Here is a 23,566-nt window from a genome sequence, read left to right on the forward strand (position 1 = left end):
GGCTTTTAAAATTTTATATTTGATTTTAGTTTGCTTGCGCAACAACCTCAAATTCTAAATCTACATTTACAGTTCTGTGTAGACGTACAGCAGCATTATACTTACCTAAACGCTTAACAGTAGTAACTGTAATAAATTTTTTCTCGATAGCGTGACCTTCTTTTTCTAAAGCTTCAGCTACGTCGATGTTATTTACAGAACCAAATAATTTATCTCCTGCTCCTACTTTCGCTGCTATTTTAATTTCTAAAGCTTTTAATGCTTCAGCTAATTTGTTAGCATCATCAACTATTTTTTGTTCTTTATAAGCTCTTTGCTTTAAGTTTTCTGCTAATACTTTCTTTGCAGATACTGTTGCCAAAATAGCTTTTCCTTGAGGAATTAAAAAGTTTCTACCATAACCGTTCTTAACTGTTACAACATCGTCTTTAAATCCTAAATTTTCAACGTCTTGTTTTAATATAAGTTCCATTGTTATCGGTATTTTATTTTAATAAATCTGCTACGTATGGCATTAAAGCTAAGTGACGAGCTCTTTTTACAGCTACAGACACTTTTCTTTGATACTTTAATGAAGTTCCAGTTAAACGACGAGGTAAAATTTTACCTTGCTCATTTACAAACTTTAATAAGAAATCTGGATCTTTGTAGTCTACGTATTTAATACCAGACTTTTTAAAACGACAATATTTTTTCGTTTTATTAGTGTCAATATTAAGCGGAGTTAAATATCTGATCTCTCCGTCTTTTTTTCCTTTAGATTGTTGCTCTATAGATGACATAATTACGCTTTTTGTTTTAGTTTTTCTCTTCTTCTCTCTGCCCAAGCTACAGCGTGCTTGTCTAAACTTACAGTTAAGTAACGCATAAAACGCTCATCACGTCTGAACTCTAATTCTAAAGCGTTGATTACTTCTCCTTCTACAGTGTACTCAAATAAGTGATAGAATCCACTTTTTTTGTGTTGAATTGGGTAAGCTAATTTTTTTAGCCCCCAATCTTCTTTTGATACCATCTTTGCACCGTTAGAAACAAGAAAATCTTCGTATTTCTTTACTGTTTCCTTTATCTGATCTTCAGATAAAACGGGATTCAAGATGAAAACAGTTTCATAATGATTCATAAAAATCGTTTTTAATTGTTTAAAAAATTGGGTGCAAAAATAACTATTAATTCCATATTAAACAACTATTATTTGAATCATTTTTTATATTATATTTGTCGCAGAAAACAGCTGTTAAATTTTTGTTAAAAACTACATTTTAACGATGTTTTTTGGTTTTAAGCGGATTTTTTCGTACTATTGTCGATATCTTAACCGAAATAATTGAAAATGTTATGACTTTAAACTGTGTAGTAGTAGACGATTCAGCAATACAACGTCTTTCTATTGTTAAGTTAGTAGAGAATCACCCAAATCTTAACTTAATAGCAGAATACAGTAGTGCTTTAGAAACCAAAAATGGTTTAAACACACATCAGGTAGATTTAATTTTCTTAGATATTGAAATGCCTGTACTTAATGGTTTTGAGCTTTTAGATGTATTAAACAACAAACCTCAAATTATTTTTGTAACCGGTAAAACAGAGTATGCTTTTAAAGCATTTAACTATGATGCTACCGATTATTTACACAAACCAATTACCCGAGAGCGTTTTAATGTATCTGTAGAAAAAGCTTTAGAACAACATAAGTTGATTCAGGATTTTAACGAAGAAGAAGGCGAACACATCTTTGTTAAAAGTAATCTTAAAAAACGTAAAGTTTACATTAAAGACATTAAGTGGATAGAAGCTTTAGGTGACTATGTAAAGTTAGTTACCGAAGAAACCAGTTTAGTGGTTTTATCTACCATGAAATCTTTTGAAAAAGAATTACCTGAGAATAAATTCTTAAGAATTCACAAATCTTATATTGTTAATCTGGATAAAATTGACCGATATAACAGTAAAAATGTTGAAGTAGGTGCTTACGAAATTCCTTTAAGTAGAAATAAGAAAACACTTTTGGTAGACGCCTTAAACAATATTTAAGTCCTCAAGCTTAGTTAAGTCGTCTCTCAATTAAAAGTTATCAACATTTAAAACCACCTTAACTGAACGAAAATCTTTTATACTCAAGAAGCTGTTATTAATTTTAGTAATAGCTTCTTTTGTTTTAGCCAGCGACTGTTTCTTAGGGATTTTAACCAATATATTTTTGTGAAACTGATTTCGAATTCTTGCAACAGGCGGTGATTCTGGTCCCAACACATAATCACCAAAGGCATTTCGCAACGATTTCGCATACCAGATAGAAGCATTCTCTACATTTAAATAATCTTTGTGTTTTAAAGTAATTTTTATCTGCTTATATATAGGTGGATATTTAAAATTATAACGTTCATCCATTTGCTCGTTATACATCGACAAGTAATCATTAGTCGATACTTGCTGTAATATATTATGATGCGGATTATAACTCTGAATCAATACTTTTCCACGCTGATCTGTCCGTCCTGCCCTACCTGCCACTTGAAGAATTAACTGAAAACTTCGCTCGTGCGCTCTAAAATCAGGGAAGTTCAGCATATTATCGGCATTCATAACACCAACAAGCTTTACATTTCTAAAATCCAACCCTTTGGTTAGCATTTGGGTCCCGACCAGAATATCAATTTCCTGTTGTTCTAAAGCGGAAATAATTTTTTCGTAACCATATTTTCCACGAGTGGTATCTAAATCCATTCGAGCCACTTTATAATCAGGAAACAAATTTTTCACTTCGGTCTCGATTTGTTCGGTTCCAAATCCTTTACTATCTATTTCCGGGCTTCCACAAGCCATACAATTATCCTGCATCGCCATGACATACCCACAATAGTGACAACGCAACTGGTTTTTATATCGATGATAGGTTAAACTCACATCACAGTTAGGGCATTGTGGGGAGTGACCACAGGTATTACACTCTACAATTGGCGAAAATCCGCGACGGTTTTGAAATAAAATCACTTGAAAACCTTCACTAAGCGCATCCGTCATTTCTTCGATCAACCGATCACTGAAATGCCCTTTCATCTTTTTTCGCTTATGCTTGTCCTTAATATCAACTAACTCCATATCGGGCATCAATACATTATTATAACGCTTGGTTATTTCTACTAAACCATACTTATGTTGTTTCGCATTAAAATAACTTTCCAGACTTGGGGTTGCCGAACCTAAAAGCGTTTTAGCCTGATATAAATGCGCCAATACAATTGCTGTATCTCTGGCATGATATCGTGGCGCCGGATCGAATTGTTTAAAAGACTGTTCATGCTCTTCGTCGACTATAATTAGGCCAAGATTATTGAAGGGTAAAAATATTGACGACCGTGCCCCTAAAACTACCTGGGCTTTGTGACTATTATTTAAAACATTGTTCCAAACCTCAGCACGTTCATGAGTTGAATATTTTGAGTGAAACACAGACACCTGTTCTCCGAAGTAATTTTGAAGTCGTGTAATTAATTGTGTGGTTAAAGCTATTTCAGGCAACAAATACAACACCTGTTCATCTCTACTCAGTGCTTCTTCTATTAATTTAACATAAACCTCAGTTTTACCTGACGAAGTTACACCATGCAATAAAACAACAGACTGCGTTTTAAACGCTTCTTTTATTTCTGTTAACGCCGCATCCTGATACTCATTTAGTCGTTTTGTATATTCATTGTTTCCATCACCTTCGTACTCCACCCTGTCGGTTTGGATATAATATTCTTCAAGAATACCTTTATCTATTAAAGCTTTTATAATAGATGATGATGCCTCACTAGCCTTGGTTAAATCGGCTACCTTAATCGGTTTTTTGGTAGAGGCCGACAGTGAAAAAAGCGTCATAATAACTTTGTGCTGCTTTGGCGCACGACTTAAATCATCTAACAACTGGTGCAAATCGACTTCAGAAGTGTAACTGTTATGAAGTCTAACGTACCGTACCAATTTAGGTTTATACTTTTCATACACTTCCTCTTCAACCAAAATAACTTCCTTTTCTATAAGACGTTTTATTATAGGCAAAGCATTCTTAATTCCCAGAATATTGGAAATATCATGAATCTTTAATGACGACTGAAACTGAAGCGCATCAAACACCAGAAACTCATCATCTTTTAAAATAGATTCATCAATTTTCTTTTGCGTGTTCTTAGAAATAATTGTTTCACTTTCTAAAATAAAAGCACTTGGCAAAGCCGCTCGCATAACATCACCTAGCGTACACATATAATAACTCGCAATCCACTGCCATAAACGTAGTTGTTGTTCGTTAATTATTGGCGTGTCATCTAATATTTGATGAATATCTTTTGCCTCGTAGACTTCGGGAGCTTCGCTATGTATTTTATAAACTATACCCGTGTAAATTTTCGATTTTCCAAAAGGTACAGACACGCGCATACCAACTTTTAAAAAATTGGATTCAGCTGCTGTAATGCTATAAGTAAATAACTTCTGTAGCGGTACAGGAATAATAACATCTATAAAATGCTGCATGAATAATTAGCGTTTTCGAAGTTTGTTTAATGATGCATTTAGTTCGTAGCCCAAAAGTAAAATATTTGAATTAAGCCACAGATAAAAGAGCAAAATTAATAGCGCGCCTATTGATCCGTATAATTTATTGTATTGACTGAAATTTTCAATGTAAATACCAAATAAATACGAAGACACTAAAATTAATATAGTAGTAAACAAAGCTCCAACAGAAAAAAATCGCGAATGTCTCCCTTCTTTCGTTCCAAAATAATATAAAGTTGCCGTGGCTATATACACCATAAAAACAAAAAACACATACTTTACAACATTTACCCAGAAGACACTTTGTGATGCTACTTCGTAGCCCTTATTCTGCAAAGTTTCGAATAAGCGTTGTACCACGTAAATTTGAAAATACCCTAAGAAAGCAATGGTAAGTATTAATAGCAACGCTAAAATTAAAGCTACGCTTAACGCATACAAATATTGGCGAAATACATTTCTGGTGAGTTGCTCATGATAAGAATTCTCAAAACCAGAGAATACGGCATTTACCCCATTTGCCATTAATAATAAAGACAATACAAACACAGAGGACAATAAGCCACCACGTTGCGACTGGTCTATATTTTCAAAAATATTCTGAAAGAAAAAATCAGATGTTGTTGGTGGTAAAAACGATTCTAGAAACTTTAAGAATTCAATTTTAAAATCGTCTATCGGAACATAAGGGATGATAAATAAAACGAATAATAAAAAAGGAAACAGCGCTGTAAAGAAACTGAAGGCGATAGCACTCGCCCTTGTAGTTAATGCTCCTTTTACAATACCGGTAACATATAACTCTAACAAATCGTAAAACGATAAACCTTCTAACCCTGGTAATTTAATTTTCTTAAAAAACCGAACAAAGACATTTACAACAGGAATTGTATCTAATTTGTCTTCAATAGGTTTTGTCATTAATAACTTCTTTTATCGTTTATAACAAAGTTATTAAAATATAAACACCAATACTTAAAAAAGTATTGGTGTTTATAAAAGTCTTTATGTCAGTACTGTTTAAACGTTTAAACTACTTTATAGCTTTTAAACTCAAGTCCATGTTATGCACAGAATGTGTTAAGGCACCACATGAAATAAAATTCACGCCACACTCTGCATAAAAACGAATTGTCGATTCGTTAATATTACCTGAAGATTCTGTTAAACATTTATCTCCTATCATTTTCACCGCTTTGCGGGTATCCTCATAGTCGAAATTATCTAATAAAATTCGATAAACGCCATCTAACGTTAATATTTCCTGAACCTCAACTAAATCTCTGGCCTCAACCATAATTTTTAAATCTCTGGCAGTTTCTTTTAAATACTGTTTTGTCATTTCAACAGCATTGGTAATACCTCCAGCAAAATCAATATGGTTATCTTTGAGCATAATCATATCATACAATGCAAATCTGTGATTCTCACCACCACCAAGTTTCACGGCCCATTTTTCTAAAACACGAATACCTGGTGTTGTCTTTCTGGTATCTAATATCGTAGTATTAGTACCCTTTACTAAATCTACAAACATGCGGGTTTTAGTTGCAATAGCACTCATACGCTGCATGGCGTTTAAAACAGTGCGCTCTGCTTTTAAAATTGATCTTGAAGGCCCTTCTATGTACATTACAACATCCCCGTATGTCACTTCAGATCCATCTTCAATTAGAATGTCTAATTTTAAATTTTTATCTACGTATGCAAAAACCTTTTTCGCGAAGTTAACACCTCCAATAATCCCCTTGTCTTTTACAAGTAATTTGGCTTTACCTCTAGCGTTTTCCGGAATGCAAGCTAATGAACTATGATCTCCGTCTCCTACATCTTCTCTAATAGCATTAGCGATTATCGATTTGACTTCTTGATCAAACTGCTCTTGTGTTATCATAATCTATTGTTGGTTTGCAACAAAAATAAGAAATTGATTCACTTTTCTAAATTTTCCATTTACGATTTTTTAATTTTTTACGTTTTAAATTCATAAATCATAAATAGTAAATAGTAATTTTGCGTTTATGACGATAAAATTGATTGCCATAGGAAAAACAGACAGCAAGAATCTGCAGGCACTTATAGACGATTATCAGAAGCGATTAGGGTTTTACATTAAATTTTCGATGGATATCATTCCGGATATAAAAAATGTAAAAAACTTAAGTGAAGCTCAGCAAAAAGCAAAAGAAGGAGAACTTATATTAAGTAAGATTAATAATACCGATGCTTTAATTTTATTAGATGAAAACGGAAAACAATTCGATTCGGTTGCATTTTCAAATTATTTGCAAAAACATATGAATTCCGGCATCAAACAACTGGTATTTGTTATTGGTGGACCTTATGGCTTTTCAGACGAGGTGTACCAAAAAGCAAATGGGAAAATATCACTTTCTAAAATGACATTTTCCCATCAAATGATTCGTTTATTTTTTACAGAACAGATATACCGTGGCTTTACAATTTTAAGAAATGAACCGTATCACCACCGATGAGACTAATGTGTTTTCATAAGTTCTTTTCGTTTTTCTAACTGTCGTTCTAAATCGCTAATAGTTGCACGTACCGCCACTTCAAAATTTTTCTCCATAGACGTTGCATATAATCGTGGTCCTGGGGCACTCAATTCTATATTACATATTTTCCCAGTTTCGTGCTCTTTATCGTCCATTTTAAAATAAACCGTAGCACTGATTAAGAACTCGTAACGATTAAAAATTTTACTTAATTTTTCTTCTGTAAAAGCCGAAAGGGTTTCACTTACATCTACACCTACATATTGAAAATTTACAGTCATAATATATTGTTTTTATTAATACTCAAATTTAAGAGTATGGTTATTGAATTATAATGATTTTTGTCATGTAATATAATCTAATTAATCGTAATACTCTTATTTTTGAACCTAAAAATTTAACTTATGAAATTGGTTTTCGCCACTAACAACCTAAATAAGATAAAAGAAGTACAGGCTTTAATTCCCGATCACATTACCCTTTTAAGTTTAAAAGATATTGATTGTCATGAAGATATTCCTGAAACACAAGATACCATTGAAGGTAACGCCATTCAAAAAGCCGAATACATAAAACAACATTATGGTTACGATTGTTTTGCCGACGACACCGGACTGGAAGTTGAAGCTTTAAATGGAGAACCCGGAGTTTATTCTGCGCGTTATGCTGGCGAGCAACGTGATTCTAACGATAACATGAATAAATTACTCGACAACTTAAAAAATAAAACTAACAGACAAGCCCAGTTCAAAACTGTAATTGCACTTTATTTAAACGATAAGCTTCATACGTTTACGGGAATCTGCAAAGGTGAAATCACTACAGAAAAACACGGAGAAAAAGGTTTTGGTTACGACCCCATTTTTAAACCTAACGGTTACACCAAAACATTTGCCGAACTCGATTTAAGCGTTAAAAACACCATCAGCCACCGTGGAAATGCTGTATCGCAGCTTGTTAAATTTTTAAATTCGTAATCACAGCTATCAACCTAAAAAAAGCATTACTGCTATTGGTTGTTAATATTCTTTATGTTACTTTTAAGATATGACAGAGGAAGAAATAGAAAAAGAAAATGCAGCCATAACCAAGGCTTACAAAGAGTTACTTAAAGTTAGTTACACAACACTTACAGACGACGATAAAAAATTAATTCGTAAAGCTTTTGATGTTGCTTTAGATGGTCATAAAGATCAACGTAGAAAATCAGGTGAAGCCTATATTTTTCACCCGATTGCTGTTGCTAAAATTGTCGCTCAGGAAATCGGCCTAGACGCCACGTCTATTGCCGCTGCCTTATTGCATGATGTTGTTGAAGATAGTCCCGATTACGAAATTGAGGACATCGAACGATTATTTGGAAAAACCGTAGCCACTATTGTTGCCGGTTTAACTAAAATATCGTCTTTAAGCAAAGAACAGGATATGGATGTTTCACTACAAGCAGAGAACTTCCGTAAAATGTTATTAACCCTTAATGACGATGTTCGTGTTATCATCATAAAAATTGCCGACCGTTTGCACAATATGCAAACCATGGATTCGATGCGTACCGATAAACAGGAAAAAATCGCATCAGAAACTTTATACATATACGCGCCCTTAGCGCACCGCATTGGTTTATATAACATCAAAACTCAATTAGAAGACTTAGGTCTTAAATACACCGAGCCGGATGTATACTATGATATTCTTCATAAAATAAAAGAAAGTAAAGAAGAACAGGATTTATATATCGCTCAGTTTAGTGATGTTATAAAAAGAACATTAGATCGCGAACAGTTAAATTACACCATTAAAGGACGACCGAAATCTATTTTCTCAATAAGAAGGAAGATGATTAAACAAGGGGTAACCTTTGATGAAGTTTACGATAAATTCGCTATCCGTATTATATATAAAAGTGATGCTGCTAATGAAAAATTCCTAGCCTGGAAAATTTACTCTATTGTTACCGATCACTTCCGCCCCAACCCTATTCGCCTTCGCGACTGGATTTCATCTCCTAAAACCACAGGTTACGAAGCCTTACATATCACAGTAATGGGACCTAAAGGACGCTGGGTAGAAGTACAAATTCGTAGTGAACGTATGGATGAAATTGCCGAAAAAGGTTATGCGGCACACTACAAATATAAACAAGCAGACGAAAAAGAAGATAGTCTTGAAGATTGGATTAATAAACTTCAGGAAGCATTAGAAAATCCAGAAACGAATGCTGTAGATTTTGTTGAGCAGTTCAAACTTAACTTATACTCTAAAGAAATCTTTGTCTTCACCCCTGCCGGAGAATTAAAATCATTACCTAAAGGAGCAACACCTATAGATTTTGCGTTCAGCATTCACACCGAAGTTGGTATGAAAACGCGTGGCGCTAAAGTCAATGGAAAATTAGTCCCGCTTAGTTACGAACTAAAAAGTGGCGATCAGGTAAGCATTCTAACTTCTGAAAGTGCGAAACCAACCGCCAACTGGTTAGATTATGCTACTACGGCACGCTCCAGAAGTAAAATTAAATCTGCCTTAAGAGAAGATAAAAAACGTATTGGCGAAGACGGAAAAGAACTTCTTAAGCGTAAATTAAAACAACTTAAAATCACGCTTAATGAAGCGTCCATAAACGAACTGGTAAATTACTTTAAACTTAAAACCAGTCTGGATTTATTCTATCGTGTAGGCATTGGAACTATAGACAACACCATGCTAAAAGACTTTGCTGCGTCTAGAAGTAATACCTTAATGAATTTCATTAAGAATAAAATTACCAGAAAACCGCACCAAGTAAGCAAAGAGGAAATAGAAAAAGATGAAGTAACTTCTAATTATGATTTACTGGTTTTTGGTAAAGAGGAGGAAAAACTAGATTACAAACTCTCTAGTTGCTGTAACCCGATTCCTGGCGATGATGTGTTTGGGTTCTTAACGGTTTCAGAGGGTATTAAAGTCCATAAGAAAAATTGCCCGAACGCCTTAAGTTTACAATCCAACTACGCCTACAGAATTATGACTGCAAAGTGGATTGATTCTTCGCAACAGGAATTCTTAGCTACTATCGTTATTACAGGTATAGACCATATAGGTCTGGTAAATGATGTTACTAAAATCATTTCTGAAAACATGCATGTTAACATGAAGAGCATCAGTTTTGAAAGTAACGACGGTATTTTCTCAGGAAAAATTAACGTAATTGTCAAGAATAATACCCTTCTTAAAAAGTTATTAGAAAAACTTCGAAAAATTAATGGTATAGATAAGGTTACTAGAGTGTAAAAAAAGTGTAAATTTGCAACGAAATTATGAACGCAAGCGCAGATACAAAAAATCAAGAAATAGTAAAAAGTGTTTTTACTAACTTTTTAGAAACCAACGGACACCGTAAAACGCCCGAAAGGTATGCTATATTACAAGAGATTTACAATAACAAAGAACATTTTGATATTGAGTCTCTGTATCTTAATATGAAAAATAAAAAGTATCGTGTATCTCGCGCTACGCTTTACAACACCATAGAACTACTTCTGGAATGTGGCTTGGTTAGAAAACACCAGTTTGGACAAAATCAGGCGCATTACGAAAAATCGTATTTCGATAGGCAACACGACCATGTTATTTTAACAGACACAGGTGAAGTTATTGAATTCTGCGATCCAAGAATTCAGTCTATCAAAAAAACTATCGAAGAAGTTTTCGATATCGAAATTAATAATCATTCACTTTATTTCTACGGAAATAGAAAAGCAACTAAATAATTTATATTTAAAATGGCAGTAGATTTACTACTAGGATTACAGTGGGGTGACGAAGGCAAAGGAAAAATTGTTGACGTACTTACCTCTAACTACGACATTATTGCGCGTTTTCAAGGTGGTCCAAACGCAGGACACACTTTAGTTTTTAACGGTAAAAAACACGTTTTACATACTATTCCTTCCGGAATTTTTCACGAAGACACTATTAATTTAGTTGGTAATGGTGTAGTTATAGACCCTGTTATTTTTAAAGGCGAGCTGGATAAATTAGCAGAGCAAAATGTAGATTACAAAAAATCTCTAGTAATATCTCGTAAAGCACATATTATTTTACCAACGCACCGCTTATTAGATGCGGCAAGCGAAGCCTCAAAAGGTAAAGCAAAAATTGGTTCTACTTTAAAAGGTATTGGACCAACTTACATGGACAAAACCGGACGTAACGGTATTCGTGTTGGTGATTTAGAATTAAGCGATTGGCAAGAACGTTACAGATCGTTAGCCGATAAGCACGAATCTATGATTGCATTTTACGATGCAAAAATTGAATATAATTTAGAAGAATTAGAAGCTGAATTCTTTAAAGCTGTCGAAGTTTTAAAAACATTAACCTTTATAGATTCTGAAGAATATGTTTACCAGGCTCAAAAATCAGGTAAGACCATTTTAGCTGAAGGTGCTCAAGGATCGTTATTAGACATCGATTTCGGAACATACCCATTTGTTACATCAAGTAACACCACTGCTGCTGGTTCTTGTACTGGTTTAGGTGTGGCGCCTAACCAAATTGGTGAGGTATTCGGTATTTTTAAAGCCTATACTACACGTGTTGGTTCCGGACCATTCCCTACCGAATTATTCGATGAAGATGGTGAGACTATGAGTCGTGTTGGTAACGAATTTGGTGCAACTACAGGTCGTGCAAGACGTTGTGGTTGGTTAGACCTTGTAGCATTAAAATATGCTTGTCAGGTTAATGGTGTTACGCAATTAATGATGATGAAAGGCGATGTACTTTCTGGGTTTAAAACCTTAAAAGTTTGTACTGCATACAACTATAAAGGAGACGTTATTAAACATTTCCCTTACAACATCGACCCTGAAAACATAGAGCCTATCTATACAGAAGTTGAAGGTTGGGCTGAAGATTTAACAGAAATGTCGGATGCATCTCAAATGCCGAAAGCATTAAACGATTATATCGAATTCTTAGAAAAAGAATTAGAAATTCCGATTACCATCGTTTCTGTAGGACCTGATAGAAAACAAACAATTTTCAGAGATAAATAATTCATTTTATTTCTATTTAAAATACAAAAGACCACTATTGAGTGGTCTTTTCTTATTTAATAAATATACTTTAGATATTTTGCAGCGTTTTTTGAAACAAAACAATTAAACTTTAGAAATATCGTTATTTTTGCTACAAACTTTTTAATATTGAAAACATCAACCCCAATATATTTATTACTTGTCTTGTGCCTATTTATAATTGACAATAGCTCTGCTCAAGATAAAAGACAAATTGATATTAAATATTCAGGTAGGCTTAATCGTGATGAAGCAAATTATCCCGGAGCAACCATTTTAACAAGAGATGATTCTCAACAAGTCCATTTATATCATAATGGAACCGATTTGTGGTGTGATAAAGCTATTAGATATGGTAAAGAAAACTTTATTGAAGCCTACGGAAATGTAAAAATGATTCAAGGCGACACCATAAATATGTCTGCCAAATACATTGAATATAGTGGGATTTCTGAATTAGCTTTTGCCAGTGGTGATGTGGTTTTAAAAGACCCCAATTCCACGATTTCAAGCGACACTTTATATTTCGACCGTATCAATCAAGAAGCGTTTTACAAAAGCGGTGGTACCGTTGTAAAAGACACGTCCGGAACCATTACCAGTAAAATAGGACGCTATTTAATGCAGCAAAAAAAATATCGTTTTACCGATGATGTTGTGTTAACAAGTGACGATGCTGTTATTAATTCGAATTATTTCGACTTTTATTCCGATACAGGTAAAGCCTATTTATACGGTCCTTCAACCATTGTAACAGAAACCAGTAAAACCTATTGTGAAAAGGGGTTTTACGATACTAAAAATAAAACCGGTTACGCCGTAAAAGAGTCCAGAATCGATTACGACAACCGTATTATTGAAGGGGATAGCTTATACTTTGATAATAACATCAGTTTTGCTTCAGCGACTAACAATATTAAGGTTACCGACACTATAAACAAAACTATTGTTAAAGGGCATTATGCTGAAGTTTTTAAAGAAAAAGATTCTATTTTTATCACAAAACGTGCCCTAGCCATCACTAAACAGGAGAATGATTCTATCTATATGCATGCAGATAAAATCATGGTTACCGGCAAACCAGATGAACGTATTTTAAGAGCATATTACAATGCAAAAATTTTTAAAACTGATTTAAGCGGAAAAGCAGATTCTATCCATTCTAACCAAAAAACAGGGCTTACTCAATTAATCAACCTAAATAGACTATCTTCTTCCGATAAATTTTCTACCTCCAAGAAACCTATCATGTGGAATGCCGAAAGCCAGATGACAGGTGACACAATACATCTATTTTCAAATACTAAAACTGAAAAATTAGATTCACTTCTTGTGTTCAATAATGCGTTTATCATTAGTAAAGATACACTTACCGATGATGGCTATAACCAAATAAACGGATTAAAATTATTAGGTTTATTTGATAGAGAAAATCAGTTACGCCATGTTGATATTACAAAAAATGCGCAATCCATTTTTTACGTTCGTAATGACAAGCAAGAATTAGTAGGTATCGACAAGGCAAAATCTGGAAGTATTTCTATCCTTTTCGGAAATGGTGATATTGAGGAATACACCCGTTTTAATCAAGTGGATGGCACTTTACCTCCAGAGTCAAAATACCTCGATAAAGACAAACGCTTAAAAGGTTTTGACTGGAGAGAAGAAGAAAGACCAACATCTGTTGCAGATTTATTCAAAGAAGATGAACCTTTAGTACTACCTAAAATTCAAGGTCTTGAAGATTACATACCTGAGGATGATTTCTTTAATGATGAAATGATGGAGCGGATTGATAATGCACTTGAAAAAAGTTATTCTAACATACCTTTTACCAAAATAACTTTAAAAGGAGGAGAGCCATTCAATTTCGACGAAATTAGCAAAACCAAATTTAATATTGTTAAAACTGCCGGTATCCCAAATTCAGTAGTCATGGGGATTTATGTAGAATTTAACTATGAAGAATTGAAGGATTTAGATAAAGCATTTATTTTAGATTTACAAAAAGGAATATCAAGTGATAATCTAAACCAAATAAAAATATTAAAAGGCTTAACTGATTGGAATCCTATAAATTTTCCAATATCCTTAACTTATAAAGAAGGAAAAAGCGTAATTAATTTATATGAATCGATAATGACATCTTCCCAGAAGAATATAGATTATTATTCTCGAGTTAATTCTCTGCAACTTTTTATTGGTTATTTTAACGGCTTTAATTTAGATTCAAGTACCAATACGATTTTGGATTATACCATAAAAATGTATTTAAAAAAATCCTCAGAAGGAAGTAACAAAATTCCAAAAAATATCGGTTCTACAATAAACAAATAGTTATAAGTGAAACAAGATTTTTTAAAATATCAAGCCCAAACATCAGCTTTGCCATTAAACATGGAAATATCACATGCTAAAGGCAGTTATATTTATGACACCAGTGGTAAAGACTTTTTAGATTTTGTTTCAGGAGTTTCGGCAACACCATTAGGACATAATCACCCAAAAGTGGTTAATGCTACAAAAGAACAGCTGGATAAATACATGCATGTTATGGTGTATGGGGAATATGCGCAAAAAGCTCCTGTAGATTTATGTAAACTTATTGCTAATCATCTACCTGAACCTTTAGATAAAACCTATTTAACCAATTCAGGCACAGAAGCCATTGAAGGTGCTTTAAAACTCGCGAAGCGCATCACTGGTAGAAGTGAAATTATCGCAGCAAAAAAAGCCTATCACGGCAATACCATGGGCTCAATGAGTGTTATGGGTTACGAAGAACGTAAACAAGCGTTTAGACCCTTACTTCCCGGCATTCGATTTATTGAATTTAATAATGAAGAAGATCTTTTAAGAATAACAGATAAAACTGCCGGAGTCATTTTAGAGACTATTCAAGGTGGAGCAGGTTTTATAGAACCACAAAATGACTATTTAGCAAAAGTCAGAAAGCGTTGCGATCAAGTTGGAGCTGTTCTCATTCTTGATGAAATCCAGCCAGGTATTGGTCGTACAGGTAAATTATTCGGTTTTGAAAACTATAATTGCACCCCAGATATTGTTGTTATGGGCAAAGGTCTTGGTGGCGGGATGCCTATTGGTGCATTTACAGCTTCAACAGCACATATGGATTTATTAATGGACAATCCTAAAATGGGACATATAACCACATTTGGTGGACATCCGGTTATTGCGGCGGCGGCCTTGGCTACATTAAAAGAAATTACCGAAACCAACCTAATGGCTGAAGCATTAGAAAAAGAACAACTTTTCAGAAAACTTTTAGTACATCCGTTAATTACTGAAATTAGAGGAAAAGGTCTTATGCTGGCTCCAATAATGCAATCTGAAGATATTGCAAATACGGTTATTTTAAAGAGTCAGGACGCCGGTTTAATTCTATTTTGGTTGCTCTTCGAAGGTCGGGCAGTAAGAATAACGCCACCGCTAACCATTTCAAAAGACGAAATAATTAAAGGTTGTTCTATAATTATTTCCATTTTAGATGATATTCTTGAAAGCTAAAACATCGACAAACGACTAACTGCCAACAAACAACTTAATTTTTCAAATAAACTCCTTAACTGTTCATTACTTTGTTAAAAACATTTAAGTCTGAACCGTTAATCATTAAAATAGAACATTAAATTTATAGTAGTAGAACTTTACAAATGTGCCTATGGAGTTTAGTCAAGATGAAAACAACAATTTACCTCTAACCAAATTCGAGTCGATGTTAAAAACAAACCACGTGTTGTTTTTTGACTCAGAGGAATTTGAAAACATCATTCATCACTATCTAAATCAAGGTAAGATAGCTTTAGCTAAAAAAGCCATCAAACTTGGTTTAGACCAGCATCCTACCTCGGTCAATCTCAGACTTTTTAAAGTTGAAGTTTATGTGTTTGAAAACAAACTTATTGAAGCAGACACATTACTTAATGAGCTTTATAATCTGGATCCGATGAATGAAGAGATCTACATCCAAAAAGCTAATATTTTTTCTAAAAAAGACGAACATCAGCAAGCCATTGATGTGCTTAAAAGAGCGCTTGATTTGACTGATGACGTTGTAGATTTGTATTCGCTTATTGGAATGGAATACCTGTTTCTAGATGAATTTGAAAAAGCTAAGGAATGTTTCATGAAGTGTTTAGAAGAAGATTTAGACGATTATTCTGCTCTTTACAACATAATTTATTGTTTCGACTTCCTCAATCAAACTGAAGAAGCTATTGACTACCTTACGGTCTTTCTGGATAAAAACCCATACTGCGAAGTTGCATGGCATCAATTAGGTAAACAGTACTATAACCTTAAAAATTACAAAAAAGCCCTTGCAGCCTACGATTTTGCTATTATTTCAGATGACACCTTCGTTGGTGCTTATTTAGAACGTGGTAAGGTTTTAGAAAAACTGAAACGTTTTAATGAAGCCATTGAAAACTATACGATTACTTTAGAGTTAGACGACCCGACATCGTTTGCCTTATTACGTATTGGTAACTGTCATGAGAAACTTCAAAATGATGAATTAGCGGTTCAATACTATTATAAAACGGTTCATGAAGATCCTTTATTAGACAAAGGCTGGATTGCCATTACTCGTTTTTACAACAAAAAAAGAAACTACGAGAAAGCGCTTTATTATATCAACAAAGCCATTAATATAGATTCTGAAAATGTAGTTTACTGGAAACTATACGCACAAATTAATCATCGTTTAAACTTTTTAGAAGAAGCAGAACGCGGTTATAAAAAAGCTTTAGAATTAGGAAACTATGAATTAAATACTTGGCTTTCAAGAGGGGATATTTTGATAAAGCTTGGTGAGCCCGAAGCTGCCATTTATAACTTCGAACAAGCTATCGAATTCTATCCTGAAAATTCAGAAATTGAATATCGTTTGGCTGGCTTATATTTTTCTTTAAATGAAAACGACAAGGGTATTTTTTACCTAAAAAATGGTATAGATCATAACGAAGATTACGCCTTCATTATCGAGGAACTTTTCCCTGAAATTGCCAATAAAATACTTGTTAAAAACATACTAAAAACAAATCAGTAAGCGTCCGTTTAATTAAAATGTATACCTTTGGTTTTTATGCAAAACCAAAATATGCAACGACGCTTAATTGATTATTTAATCATTACTTTTAAAGGCTTAGCCATGGGTGCAGCCGATGCTGTTCCAGGTGTTTCTGGAGGAACTATTGCTTTCATTTCCGGAATTTACGAAGAGCTAATCTCAACCATTAGCAATATTAATTTATCTCTTTTTAAAACCCTGTTCAAGAAGGGAATTAAAGCCTTTTGGAAAGAAGTCAACGGTAATTTTATTCTTGCCCTTTTAAGTGGTATTGTTATCAGTTATGTTTCTTTTATGAAACTCGCGAAATACCTTCTTGAAAACCACCCTATTTTAATTTGGTCTTTCTTTTTTGGTCTTATTGTAGCGAGTATTTATTTTGTTGGTAAACAAGTTACAAAATGGAACGCCGCTGTAATTTTAACACTTATTGTAGGTGCAATAAGTGCTTTTTACATTAGTTCATTGCCGGCTATGGAAAATAGCGATAGCGACTGGTTTTTATTTTTCGCTGGGGCTATTGCCATATGCGCCATGATTCTTCCCGGAATTTCAGGATCTTTCATTTTAATTATTCTGGGAGCATATAAAACCTTGAGTGATGCGATTCATGATGTTGATATTAAAAAGTTAATCATCTTTTTTTCAGGAGCTATTATTGGTTTACTGAGTTTTAGTCATGCGTTAAAATGGCTATTTAAAAACTATCATAACATTACTTTAGCTTTACTTACCGGATTTATATTCGGTTCTTTAAACAAAGTATGGCCTTGGAAACAAACGATTTCATGGCATACAAATTCCGAAGGCATACAATCCCCATTAATTCAAAAAAGCATCTCTCCTTTTGCTTTTGATGGTAATAATCAAATTGTCTTCGCCATAACTTTAATGATCCTCGGATTTTTAACTATTTTTATTCTTGAAAAATTAGGATCCAAAAAAGCATAAATGGAAATCACTAGAACACTTAAAGACAAAATTTTTCTGGTTCTAAAAGGATTAGGAATGGGGGCTGCCAATAAGGTGCCTGGTGTATCTGGTGGTGTTGTTGCTTTTGTTGCCGGTTTTTATGAAGAATTTATATATTCCCTGAAAAAAATTAACGGTAAAGCTTTTAAATTACTAATTAACGGGCGATACAAAAGCTTTTACAATTACATCAATGGTCGTTTTATTAGCTTATTATTCTTCGGAATGATTGTTAGTTATTTTAGTGTTTCCAAAGTGTTAGATTACCTTATTGAACATTACGAACTCTATGTATGGAGCGTGTTTTTCGGTATGATCATCGGTTCTATTTATTATATAAATAAGGATTTTAAAGACTGGAACTATCGTACATATACCTCTCTTGCCATTGGCATTTTGTTAGGTGCCGGCATTAGCTTTTTAAGCCCAGCTAAAGAAAACGACAATCTTTGGTTTGTATTTTTTTGCGGCATGATTAGCGTTTCAGGAATGACTTTACCAGGATTTTCAGGTTCATTTATTCTTATCTTATTAGGAAACTATGTCCTTCTATTAGTCGATTCTGTAAATGCCTTATACGATACGTTTTCAGACATTATTAGGGGTAACTTTAATTTTATCCACAATCAGCAACGCATACGTATGTTAAAAGTTCTAGCAGTTTTCACTATAGGTTCTGTTGCCGGACTAGTAACGTTTTCTAATATTCTTAGCTTTATTTTAAAACGCTACAAAAGTATTACACTTTCTGCTATTATTGGTTTTATCGTAGGTTCTTTAGGTGTCGTTTGGCCATGGAAACATACCATTTATAAACTTGCAGACAATGGCCAACCTATTCTTGATTCAACTGGAAAAAAAATAATAGCTAACTATCAACGTTACATTCCTGAGTTACATACCGAAACATATTACGCCATAGCATTTATTTTCTTTGGAATTGCGATTGTTTTAGGTTTGGAATATTACGGACAAAAAACACGAAAAATTAATGAATAAACTAGGGCTTTTAGGTAGAAATATCTCCTACTCTTTCTCGAGATCATACTTTAAAAAGAAGTTCGAAGACGAACAAATAACCAATACATCCTACGAAAACTTCGATATTCCAACTATTGAAGAATTTCCAGATATCATAAAAAACACAAAAGGTTTAAACGGTTTAAACGTAACCATTCCTTATAAAGAAGATGTCATCCCATACCTTGATAAATTAAATAAAAAAGCGAAGGCTATTGGAGCTGTTAACACCATTAAAATTACCAAAAAAGGAAAACTTGTTGGTTACAACACCGATTGCTACGGATTTAAAAAATCGCTTAAACCTCATCTAAAAAAACGCCATAAATCGGCCTTAATTTTAGGAACAGGTGGTGCCAGCAAAGCTATTGCCTACAGCCTTAAAAAATTGGGAATCAAATATTATTACGTGTCTCGTACTGCTTCCGAAGGAGTAACCTATACTTATAATGAGTTAACAGAAGCCATTATAGCAGAGCACATGCTTATCGTAAACTGTACACCATTGGGCACCTACCCGAATATTGAAAATCACCCAGATATTCCTTACAATGGCATAACCGGCAAACACATTTTATTCGATCTTATTTATAATCCCGAAGAAACCGCATTTTTAAGATTAGGAAAAGAACGTCATGCTACTATAGTGAACGGCTTAGAGATGTTGGTTTTTCAAGCCGAAAAAGCTTGGTCCATATGGGATGTTACTATTTAAACTCAATAAAAATTTTAATTATTCTTACATCAGACACAAATAATTTGCCTTCTAAATATTTGTAAATAATAGACTTGTTAGTATCTTTAAACACGCAAAGCTGTATTACGAACCCTAACATTTTTAAAATGTCTGATTTAAATAACCTGAACGGAAAAGAAGAGCAAAGTAAGAATGAGGAACATTCTGAAAAAAACTTAGTTGAAAACACGTCTCTAGAGTCTACCGAATCTACTGATGCGAACACATCTGAAGCCGAAGAAGAAAACCAAAGTGTCGCTACTTCTACTTCGGATTCTGAAAGCGAGGATGATGGTGTAAATGAAATTGATGAGTCTAACGCTGAAGATGCCGAAGATGAAGGTCATAAAGACAGGCATACTATCGAGCTGAAAGCTTACGACACCATGTCGCTTGAAGCACTCGCTATTGAGTTGGAGCGTCTTCTTAGAACAGAAAAGGTTCAAGCTATTAAAACACATGTTGAAGGTATCAATCATGAGTTCAAAAATAAGTTTCAGGCTTTACTAGATGAAAAGAAAGAGGATTTCTTAAACGAGGGAGGTAATGAAATAGACTTCTACTACAGCTCACCAGTACAAAAACGTTACAAAGCTGCCTATAACGATTACCGCAAAAAACGTAACGAGTACTATCAGAATATTGAAAAAAATCTAAAACAAAATTTAACCGATAAGCTTGAAATTATTGAAGAACTTAAAGGCTTAATTAACGTTGAAGAAAATATAAACACTACATACAAGCACTTTAAAGAGCTTCAGGAACGCTGGAAGAATACAGGTCCTATTCCCCGAGATAAATATAACAATGCTTGGAATAGCTACCACCACCACGTGGAAATGTTTTACGACTTCCTTCACCTTAACCGAGATTTACGCGATCTGGATTTTAAGCATAACTTAGAACAAAAGCTTAAGATTATTGAGCGAGCAGAAGAACTTGCTAAAGACGACAATGTACTGCGTGCTTTCAGAGAGTTACAGGAGCTTCACAAAATGTGGAAAGAAGAACTTGGCCCGGTACAACGCGAATTCCGAGAAGACATCTGGAATAAGTTTAAAGCAGCGACAAAAACGATAAACGACAAGCGCCAGTTATATTTTCAGGAAATCGATAAGGTTTATGAAAAGAATTTAGAAACCAAACTTGAAATTATAGAAGCCATTAAAGCAATATCTGAGGAGAATATTACTTCTCACAATGGGTGGCAAAAGAAAATTAAAGAAGTTGAAGAACTGAGAGAATCATTTTTTAATGCAGGTAAGGTGCCTATTAAGGAAAATGAAAACACCTGGGCTAAATTTAAGGAATCTGTAAGAACATTTAACAGACGTAAAAACGGATTTTATAAAGACCTAAAAAAGGAACAATACACCAATCTTCAAAAGAAACTGGATTTAATTAAAATCGCTGAAGACAATAAGGATAGTGAAGATTACGAGGTAACGACTCCATTGATGAAAAAAATCCAAAGCGATTGGAAAAAAATTGGTCATGTCCCTCGTAAAGACAGTGATAAAATCTGGAAACGTTTTAAAGCAGCTTGTAATTTTTACTTTGATAAATTACATGCCAAAAGAAATGCTGCCAATAAAGAAGGTTTAGAAGCTTTTGGTAAAAAATTAGAACTTTTAGATACGCTTAAAAACCTGAAACCATTTACAGACAAAGAAAAAGGCATCGAACAAATTAAAGAATACACCAATCAATGGAAAGAATTAGGGCGTGTGCCTAATGATAAACGCTATATTGAAGGAAAATTCAATAAAGCAGTAGATGATTTACTATCGAAGCTTGAAATGGACAAAAATGAGGTTGAAATGATTAAGTTTGAAAATAAACTTGACCATATGAACACTGAAGACGATAATAGAGATTTAGACAACGAGCGTTCATTTATCCGTAAGAAAATTGATGAAGTTAAGAGTCAAATCAATCAATTAGAAAACAACTTACAGTTTTTCACAAATGTAGATGATAACAACCCATTAGTTAAAGAGGTTCATAATAACATCAAAACCCATAAAGAAGCTTTAGATTTATGGGAAACCAAGCTTAGTAAAATTAAAGAACTGTATTAATACGAAACATAAATTACCTCATAAAAAAAGCGGCATTTAAGCCGCTTTTTCCATTTATATAATAATGCTTAAAAACATTTTTCAATAACACTCTTCATTACCGAGTACGATGTTGATGCGCCTGGTGATGCTCCTAGTAGAGCAGCAATAGTCTTGTCTTTAGAAACAATAATTTCGGTTCCGAATTCTAACTTTCCAAATCCTTTTTTATTGCGCTTGATAATTTGAACACGCTGACCAGCTACAACAATCTTCCAATCATCATCATTAGCTTCAGGGTAAAACTCTCGAAGCATTTCCATACGGTCTTTAAAACTTAAACTTACCTGCTTAATTAGATACTTAACTAATGGTAAATTTTGATAACCCGCGCCCAGAAGACTCATAATATTATCAAACTCAACCGATCTTGGTAAGTCAAACATAGAACCATGCTTTAAAAACTTGGTCGTAAACCCAGCAAACGGACCAAATAACAACTCCTTACGACCATTAATCATTCGGGTATCCATGTGAGGTACCGACATTGGTGGTGACCCTTTTTTGGCTTTTCCGTAAACTTTGGCCTGATGTCTTTCAATAACTTCTGGATTTGTACAACGTAACCATAATCCACTAATTGGGAATCCGCCGTAACCTCTGGCTTCTTTTATATTCGACTTTTCCAATAATGGCAAAGCACCTCCACCAGCACCAATAAACACGTAGTTTGTTACAATCTTCCAGTGTTTACCAACACTTTGTCCTTTAACCGAAATTAACCAACGCTTATTATCTGTTTGCTGTAAATTGTATACGTTACTATTATTTACTAACTCGACATTATCCTGCTTACCTAAAAAGTTAAATAACTGATCGGCAATTTCTCCAAAATTCACATCATATCCCTTTTCAAAATATGTAGCAGCTATGCTTTCCTTCTCATCTCTGCCCTCCATCATTAAGGGAATCCATTCTTTAATTTCATTAATATCTTTAGAAAATACCATATCTCTAAAATGAGGTACTTCCTTTAGGGCTTTCCATCGCTTTTTTAAAAATTCTACATTCTTGGTACCTTCAACAAAACTAATATGCGGTACTTCGTTTATACATTTAGATAAATTCTTGATATACCCTTTTTCGGCACAATCTTTCCAAAAACTAAGTGTTTCGTTAAACTGTTCTGAAATATTAATTGCTTTAGTGGTATCAATCGAACCTTTCTTTACAGCGCCTTTCTTTTCCGGAGTATAGTTCAACTCACAATTACCGGCGTGTCCTGTTCCTGCATTATTCCATGCTTCGGAACTTTCTTCCGCCATTTTAGGCAGCTTTTCAATAATTGTTATTTTCTTACCAGGAAATTTCTCAAAAAGTTGGATTGCCAATGTGGCACTCATTATTCCACCTCCGATAAGAACAAACTCGGAGTGCTTAATCGTTTTAGCCATTTCTGAAACCTTGTGTCTTTTATAATCGGATGCAAAGATAATCGTTTCTTAAAGAATTAAAATCTATAGCTACAACAATATTATTTATTTTTTAGTATCGAAATAATTCGT

General features: G+C 33.9%; 21 protein-coding genes. 13 read left to right on the forward strand and 8 right to left on the reverse strand.

Going from position 1 to position 23,566, the window contains the following annotated elements; genetic code table 11:
- Nucleotides 1-25: 25 nt before the first annotated feature.
- Genes rplI through rpsF form a run of 3 tightly spaced genes read right to left on the reverse strand, consistent with a single transcriptional unit; the run spans nucleotide 26 to nucleotide 1,123 of the window.
- On the reverse strand, nucleotides 26-472 hold the full coding sequence (gene rplI, locus RBH94_RS00905) for a 50S ribosomal protein L9 (protein ID WP_188223270.1): 447 nt from the start codon (nucleotides 470-472) through the stop codon (nucleotides 26-28).
- Between the two features lie 13 nt (nucleotides 473-485).
- Nucleotides 486-782, reverse strand: a complete 297-nt coding sequence (gene rpsR / locus RBH94_RS00910; RefSeq protein ID WP_188217414.1) for a 30S ribosomal protein S18 — start codon at nucleotides 780-782, stop codon at nucleotides 486-488.
- 2 nt (nucleotides 783-784) lie between these two features.
- Nucleotides 785-1,123, reverse strand: a complete 339-nt coding sequence (gene rpsF / locus RBH94_RS00915; RefSeq protein ID WP_188217413.1) for a 30S ribosomal protein S6 — start codon at nucleotides 1,121-1,123, stop codon at nucleotides 785-787.
- 215 nt (nucleotides 1,124-1,338) lie between these two features.
- Here rpsF and RBH94_RS00920 point away from each other — a divergent pair, with 215 nt between their 5' ends.
- On the forward strand, nucleotides 1,339-2,034 hold the full coding sequence (locus tag RBH94_RS00920; protein ID WP_188223269.1) for a LytTR family DNA-binding domain-containing protein: 696 nt from the start codon (nucleotides 1,339-1,341) through the stop codon (nucleotides 2,032-2,034).
- Nucleotides 2,035-2,064: 30 nt separating this feature from the next.
- On the opposite strand, the gene priA is transcribed toward RBH94_RS00920, so the two are convergent.
- The 3 genes from priA to nadC form a co-directional block, all read right to left on the reverse strand.
- Entirely contained in the window at nucleotides 2,065-4,521 is a 2,457-nt protein-coding gene (gene priA / locus RBH94_RS00925; RefSeq protein WP_307881972.1) for a primosomal protein N', read from the reverse strand.
- 6 nt (nucleotides 4,522-4,527) lie between these two features.
- The gene (locus tag RBH94_RS00930; RefSeq protein WP_307881973.1) at nucleotides 4,528-5,466 is read right to left on the reverse strand and encodes a YihY/virulence factor BrkB family protein; all 939 of its coding nucleotides are present in this window, start codon (nucleotides 5,464-5,466) and stop codon (nucleotides 4,528-4,530) included.
- A gap of 112 nt (nucleotides 5,467-5,578) precedes the next feature.
- On the reverse strand, nucleotides 5,579-6,439 hold the full coding sequence (nadC, locus tag RBH94_RS00935; protein WP_307881974.1) for a carboxylating nicotinate-nucleotide diphosphorylase: 861 nt from the start codon (nucleotides 6,437-6,439) through the stop codon (nucleotides 5,579-5,581).
- Nucleotides 6,440-6,566: 127 nt separating this feature from the next.
- Between nadC and rlmH the strand changes: the two genes are divergently transcribed.
- The gene (gene rlmH / locus RBH94_RS00940; RefSeq protein ID WP_307881975.1) at nucleotides 6,567-7,040 is read left to right on the forward strand and encodes a 23S rRNA (pseudouridine(1915)-N(3))-methyltransferase RlmH; all 474 of its coding nucleotides are present in this window, start codon (nucleotides 6,567-6,569) and stop codon (nucleotides 7,038-7,040) included.
- Nucleotides 7,041-7,042: 2 nt separating this feature from the next.
- On the opposite strand, the gene hpf is transcribed toward rlmH, so the two are convergent.
- Nucleotides 7,043-7,342, reverse strand: coding sequence for a ribosome hibernation-promoting factor, HPF/YfiA family (gene hpf, locus RBH94_RS00945; protein ID WP_307881976.1), 300 nt, complete (start codon nucleotides 7,340-7,342; stop codon nucleotides 7,043-7,045).
- 123 nt (nucleotides 7,343-7,465) lie between these two features.
- On the opposite strand from hpf, the gene RBH94_RS00950 reads away from it, so the two are divergent.
- The 11 genes from RBH94_RS00950 to RBH94_RS01000 all read left to right on the forward strand — a co-directional run bounded on the left by RBH94_RS00950 (nucleotide 7,466) and on the right by RBH94_RS01000 (nucleotide 22,022).
- Complete coding sequence (locus RBH94_RS00950; RefSeq protein WP_307881977.1) at nucleotides 7,466-8,038, forward strand: non-canonical purine NTP diphosphatase; 573 nt, start codon at nucleotides 7,466-7,468, stop codon at nucleotides 8,036-8,038.
- Between the two features lie 70 nt (nucleotides 8,039-8,108).
- Nucleotides 8,109-10,331 carry a bifunctional (p)ppGpp synthetase/guanosine-3',5'-bis(diphosphate) 3'-pyrophosphohydrolase gene (locus RBH94_RS00955; RefSeq protein ID WP_307881978.1) on the forward strand — a complete coding sequence of 741 codons (2,223 nt, stop codon included), beginning with the start codon at nucleotides 8,109-8,111 and terminating at the stop codon, nucleotides 10,329-10,331.
- Between the two features lie 26 nt (nucleotides 10,332-10,357).
- A complete protein-coding gene (locus tag RBH94_RS00960) occupies nucleotides 10,358-10,810 on the forward strand; it encodes a Fur family transcriptional regulator (RefSeq protein ID WP_188223261.1) in 453 nt (150 codons plus the stop codon).
- Nucleotides 10,811-10,822: 12 nt separating this feature from the next.
- On the forward strand, nucleotides 10,823-12,100 hold the full coding sequence (locus RBH94_RS00965; protein WP_307881979.1) for an adenylosuccinate synthase: 1,278 nt from the start codon (nucleotides 10,823-10,825) through the stop codon (nucleotides 12,098-12,100).
- A gap of 150 nt (nucleotides 12,101-12,250) precedes the next feature.
- Nucleotides 12,251-14,458, forward strand: a complete 2,208-nt coding sequence (locus tag RBH94_RS00970) for an OstA-like protein (RefSeq protein WP_307881980.1) — start codon at nucleotides 12,251-12,253, stop codon at nucleotides 14,456-14,458.
- Between the two features lie 6 nt (nucleotides 14,459-14,464).
- Nucleotides 14,465-15,649 (forward strand): aspartate aminotransferase family protein, encoded by a 1,185-nt coding sequence (locus RBH94_RS00975; protein ID WP_307881981.1) that lies wholly within the window; start codon nucleotides 14,465-14,467, stop codon nucleotides 15,647-15,649.
- Between the two features lie 154 nt (nucleotides 15,650-15,803).
- Complete coding sequence (locus tag RBH94_RS00980) at nucleotides 15,804-17,192, forward strand: tetratricopeptide repeat protein (protein ID WP_307881982.1); 1,389 nt, start codon at nucleotides 15,804-15,806, stop codon at nucleotides 17,190-17,192.
- Nucleotides 17,193-17,243: 51 nt separating this feature from the next.
- Nucleotides 17,244-18,164, forward strand: a complete 921-nt coding sequence (locus tag RBH94_RS00985; RefSeq protein WP_307883124.1) for a DUF368 domain-containing protein — start codon at nucleotides 17,244-17,246, stop codon at nucleotides 18,162-18,164.
- Nucleotides 18,165-19,184: a DUF368 domain-containing protein gene (locus RBH94_RS00990; RefSeq protein ID WP_307881983.1), complete on the forward strand. Its 1,020-nt coding sequence runs from the start codon at nucleotides 18,165-18,167 to the stop codon at nucleotides 19,182-19,184.
- Entirely contained in the window at nucleotides 19,177-19,920 is a 744-nt protein-coding gene (locus tag RBH94_RS00995; RefSeq protein ID WP_307881984.1) for a shikimate dehydrogenase, read from the forward strand. Before RBH94_RS00990 ends, RBH94_RS00995 begins: the two co-directional genes overlap by 8 nt.
- 128 nt (nucleotides 19,921-20,048) lie before the next feature.
- A complete protein-coding gene (locus tag RBH94_RS01000) occupies nucleotides 20,049-22,022 on the forward strand; it encodes a DUF349 domain-containing protein (RefSeq protein WP_307881985.1) in 1,974 nt (657 codons plus the stop codon).
- A gap of 68 nt (nucleotides 22,023-22,090) precedes the next feature.
- On the opposite strand, the gene mqo is transcribed toward RBH94_RS01000, so the two are convergent.
- On the reverse strand, nucleotides 22,091-23,455 hold the full coding sequence (mqo, locus tag RBH94_RS01005; protein ID WP_307881986.1) for a malate dehydrogenase (quinone): 1,365 nt from the start codon (nucleotides 23,453-23,455) through the stop codon (nucleotides 22,091-22,093).
- Between the last annotated feature and the right edge of the window lie 111 nt (nucleotides 23,456-23,566).

Source organism: Aestuariibaculum sp. YM273, from assembly GCF_030908365.1.
In the GTDB taxonomy this organism is placed as follows: Bacteria; Bacteroidota; Bacteroidia; order Flavobacteriales; family Flavobacteriaceae; genus Aestuariibaculum; species Aestuariibaculum marinum.

What these genes read in the sequence shown, in the direction of transcription:
- RBH94_RS00955 (WP_307881978.1), top strand. Translation starts at nt 8,109, where the DNA reads ATGACAGAGGAAGAAATAGAAAAAGAAAATGCAGCCATAACCAAGGCT.
- RBH94_RS00950 (WP_307881977.1), top strand. Translation starts at nt 7,466, where the DNA reads ATGAAATTGGTTTTCGCCACTAACAACCTAAATAAGATAAAAGAAGTA.
- nadC (WP_307881974.1), bottom strand. Translation starts at nt 6,439, where the DNA reads ATGATAACACAAGAGCAGTTTGATCAAGAAGTCAAATCGATAATCGCT.
- RBH94_RS00985 (WP_307883124.1), top strand. Translation starts at nt 17,244, where the DNA reads ATGCAACGACGCTTAATTGATTATTTAATCATTACTTTTAAAGGCTTA.
- RBH94_RS00930 (WP_307881973.1), bottom strand. Translation starts at nt 5,466, where the DNA reads ATGACAAAACCTATTGAAGACAAATTAGATACAATTCCTGTTGTAAAT.
- RBH94_RS01000 (WP_307881985.1), top strand. Translation starts at nt 20,049, where the DNA reads ATGTCTGATTTAAATAACCTGAACGGAAAAGAAGAGCAAAGTAAGAAT.
- mqo (WP_307881986.1), bottom strand. Translation starts at nt 23,455, where the DNA reads ATGGCTAAAACGATTAAGCACTCCGAGTTTGTTCTTATCGGAGGTGGA.
- RBH94_RS00965 (WP_307881979.1), top strand. Translation starts at nt 10,823, where the DNA reads ATGGCAGTAGATTTACTACTAGGATTACAGTGGGGTGACGAAGGCAAA.
- rlmH (WP_307881975.1), top strand. Translation starts at nt 6,567, where the DNA reads ATGACGATAAAATTGATTGCCATAGGAAAAACAGACAGCAAGAATCTG.
- rpsR (WP_188217414.1), bottom strand. Translation starts at nt 782, where the DNA reads ATGTCATCTATAGAGCAACAATCTAAAGGAAAAAAAGACGGAGAGATC.
- hpf (WP_307881976.1), bottom strand. Translation starts at nt 7,342, where the DNA reads ATGACTGTAAATTTTCAATATGTAGGTGTAGATGTAAGTGAAACCCTT.
- rplI (WP_188223270.1), bottom strand. Translation starts at nt 472, where the DNA reads ATGGAACTTATATTAAAACAAGACGTTGAAAATTTAGGATTTAAAGAC.
- rpsF (WP_188217413.1), bottom strand. Translation starts at nt 1,123, where the DNA reads ATGAATCATTATGAAACTGTTTTCATCTTGAATCCCGTTTTATCTGAA.
- RBH94_RS00920 (WP_188223269.1), top strand. Translation starts at nt 1,339, where the DNA reads ATGACTTTAAACTGTGTAGTAGTAGACGATTCAGCAATACAACGTCTT.
- RBH94_RS00980 (WP_307881982.1), top strand. Translation starts at nt 15,804, where the DNA reads ATGGAGTTTAGTCAAGATGAAAACAACAATTTACCTCTAACCAAATTC.
- priA (WP_307881972.1), bottom strand. Translation starts at nt 4,521, where the DNA reads ATGCAGCATTTTATAGATGTTATTATTCCTGTACCGCTACAGAAGTTA.
- RBH94_RS00990 (WP_307881983.1), top strand. Translation starts at nt 18,165, where the DNA reads ATGGAAATCACTAGAACACTTAAAGACAAAATTTTTCTGGTTCTAAAA.
- RBH94_RS00995 (WP_307881984.1), top strand. Translation starts at nt 19,177, where the DNA reads ATGAATAAACTAGGGCTTTTAGGTAGAAATATCTCCTACTCTTTCTCG.
- RBH94_RS00960 (WP_188223261.1), top strand. Translation starts at nt 10,358, where the DNA reads ATGAACGCAAGCGCAGATACAAAAAATCAAGAAATAGTAAAAAGTGTT.